Annotated in this window: 2 protein-coding genes and 1 pseudogene; all 3 read left to right on the plus strand. The window is 53.5% G+C overall.

Annotated elements, in window-relative coordinates; translation table 11 throughout:
- Positions 1–372: 372 nt before the first annotated feature.
- Positions 373–1194 carry a glycosyltransferase gene (locus tag Q7V15_RS01635; protein WP_304753293.1) on the plus strand — a complete coding sequence of 274 codons (822 nt, stop codon included), beginning with the start codon at positions 373–375 and terminating at the stop codon, positions 1192–1194.
- On the plus strand, positions 1191–2333 hold the full coding sequence (locus Q7V15_RS01640) for a glycosyltransferase family 4 protein (protein WP_304753291.1): 1143 nt from the start codon (positions 1191–1193) through the stop codon (positions 2331–2333). Before Q7V15_RS01635 ends, Q7V15_RS01640 begins: the two co-directional genes overlap by 4 nt.
- Positions 2334–2428: 95 nt before the next feature.
- Positions 2429–2931 (plus strand): annotated as a pseudogene (locus Q7V15_RS01645) (UDP-glucose 6-dehydrogenase); the annotation flags it as partial.

Consider the following 2931-nt stretch of genomic DNA (forward strand, 5'->3'; position numbering starts at 1 on the left):
CGAGAAATGGCGAAACGAAATGAGTGGTCAGAACAGGCATCTCTTCGCCACCACATCCGAAGTCCTGGTAAAGCTGTTTGGATATGGGACCACAGAGCTGTGAGAACCGAACGGATTTGGTTTGTGGGTGTCCTTCCTCCCCCGGTTAACGGAATGGCCAACGTCTCCGAATGGGTCCTCAATGAGCTGGAGCCTGCGGCGGACATCCACCGACTAGGGGTTCATCGAGGGGGTTTCTCCAGAACAGTATGGCCGATCTATCGCCAAATGCATCTAATCATAAACGCTCTACGAGCAGCGCTACGAGCGCGGGCAAATGATCGGTTCTATATCTGTTCAGACTCAAGGTGGGGCCAACTAGGATCCTGCGTGATGGTGATATTCGCGCGGATCGCGAGGATGCGAATTTACGTCCACCATCACGTGTTTTCCTACGTCGACAATCCAACAGATATCGCTAGGCTATTTTTTAAGATTTGTGGTGCTGACGCTACCCACATCGTCCTGTGTAAAGGCATGGCTGAGAAGCTGGTGCTGGTATATGGGCGAGACATCAAGGTCCGGATATTAAGTAACGCTAACCTAGTATCACCACCTCCGGTGAAACCAAGCAGCCGACATGAACTCAACTCTGTTGGCTTCTTGGGAAATATAACGTTGGAGAAGGGCATTGCAGACTTCATTCAAGTTGCGGAAATCGTCCAGTCGCAGGACTCCGCTGTAAAGTTCAGCATCGCGGGGCCCGTGCCCAACGAGCAACTATCAGCCCTCATCACCGGTTTTGTGTCGCGGTCACCGGCGAACAGGGTCTATCTCGGTCCTGTATACGCGTCAGAGAAGGAGAAATTCTTCGACAACATTGACCTGCTCCTTTTCCCAAGCCGCTACAAGAATGAAGCCGAACCGGTCACGATCTATGAGGCGCTAAGCCGAAACGTCGCTGTTCTGGCGACTGCGCGAGGCTGTGTGCCCAGCCAGCTGGCAGCTGAATGCGTTTGGGCAGACGCTGACGGTTTCGCGGCGTGGGCCGCGGATCGGATCAGAGCAGGTCGAAAGAATCCGAGCATGCTCGATGGCTGGTTAAGATCCGCGCCCCTCGCTGAGATAGTGTCAGTGAAATCGATATTTGATTTTGGTCTCGATGTTAATGATCCTAACGAGGCGATAATCAACGAAGGCTCTTGCGAAAAATGAATAATTCATGCGAACTCATAGTTCTTCAGAGGATTGTGCCTCACTATAGAGCATCGTTTTTTGAGAAGCTTTTCAGCCAGACGGGGTGGAAGGTAGTTTGTGACTCGACATACCCAAGCGATAATACGAATAGGGTTACAAACAAGGATTACATCGTAGAGTATCCATCGACGTATATTAAGCAATCCGGACGCACCATTGTCATGCCCCCGGTGGGTCGGATATTGAAAGAAATGCGACCCGCTGCGGTCATATCCGAGTTTTCTCTCAACATGAGCTCGACGTACGAACTCGCGGCGCGGCGTTTGTTTTCAGGGCGATCGCCAAAGCTAGCTTACTATACGCATGGTTACAACCCGCATCGCCAAGCCGCGGGTTTCGGGAATGCAATACTTCAACGCGCGAGAATTCCAATTCTTGGCATTGCGGATCATGTCATACTGTACACCGCCGATGGGGACCGATTCCTCAGGGATTATGTGAGGCCTGAGCGTATCTCAGTGGCGAACAATACACTTGATATCCAGCCAATGAGAGAGCTAGCCAAGCGATTTCCCTTTAGGAAGACCGCTCGTGGCCCAAATCTCATAGCAGTTGGTCGTGCGGTGCCCGACAAGAATTACCCTGTACTCGTGGAGACGTTCCGTCGGCTCCTCAGGGATTATCCAGAAGCGATATTGACTATTGTGGGAGACGGACCTGACATGCCCGCCGTTAGGGCTGCCGTTGGTGAGATGATAAACAGAAATGTAATGTTGTTAGGCGAGATTTACGATGAAGAACGTCTGGCTGAAATATTCTCAAGCCAAGACTTATTTTTGCTGACGGGGTCGGCCGGGTTGTCAATCAATCATGCCTTAGCATATGGCATACCGGTATTAGCCTTCAAAGGCGGGCCGCCTGATGGGCCATTTCATCACCCAGAGATTGCGTACATAAAAGACGATGTGACTGGGTGGATCGTAGAAGAAAATAGTTATGATTCTATGATTTCTTTGATTCAGAAAATATTTGGGCGCGGATCGCCAAGGGAAATGCTTTCAGGCACGATCCGCCAGTTTGTCGACGATAACCTGGATATTGATCATATGGTGTCGACATTTGTCACAGTCGGGCGGGGTCTCTTGTCTAAAGCGTAGGCTGAAGGCTAATAATTCGGGAGTTAGTTGTTCGAAACTGGTCAGGCTGTTCGTCTGATAGTCTCTCTCAATACCTGCAAATCTAGGACCAGCGCATGCAAGTGGCGATGATCGGAACAGGCTATGTGGGCCTGGTGAGCGGGGCGTGCTTCGCCGACTTCGGTCATGTGGTGACCTGCATCGACAAGGACGCGGGCAAGATCACCCGTCTGCGCGAGGGGGGTATCCCGATCTTCGAGCCGGGTCTTGAGGGCCTGGTGGCGCGAAATGTGGCGGCCGGCCGGCTGTTCTTCGAGACTGAGGCCGCCGCGGCGGTGGCCAAGGCCGATGCGGTGTTCATTGCGGTCGGCACGCCCTCGCGCCGGGGCGATGGCCATGCGGACCTGTCCTACGTCTATGCCGCCGCCGAGGAGATCGCGGGCCTCATGGACGGCTTCACCGTGGTGGTGACCAAGTCCACCGTGCCGGTGGGCACCGGTGATGAGATCGAGAAGATCATCAAGGCCAAGCGCCCTGACGCCCAGTTCGCGGTGGTGTCCAATCCGGAGTTCCTGCGCGAGGGCGCGGCCATCGAGGACTTCAAGCGCCCCGACCGGGT

This window comes from Phenylobacterium sp., assembly GCF_030651755.1.
Classification (GTDB): domain Bacteria; phylum Pseudomonadota; class Alphaproteobacteria; order Caulobacterales; family Caulobacteraceae; genus Phenylobacterium.

What these genes read in the sequence shown, in the direction of transcription:
- Q7V15_RS01635 (WP_304753293.1), top strand. Translation starts at nt 373, where the DNA reads ATGGTGATATTCGCGCGGATCGCGAGGATGCGAATTTACGTCCACCAT.
- Q7V15_RS01640 (WP_304753291.1), top strand. Translation starts at nt 1,191, where the DNA reads ATGAATAATTCATGCGAACTCATAGTTCTTCAGAGGATTGTGCCTCAC.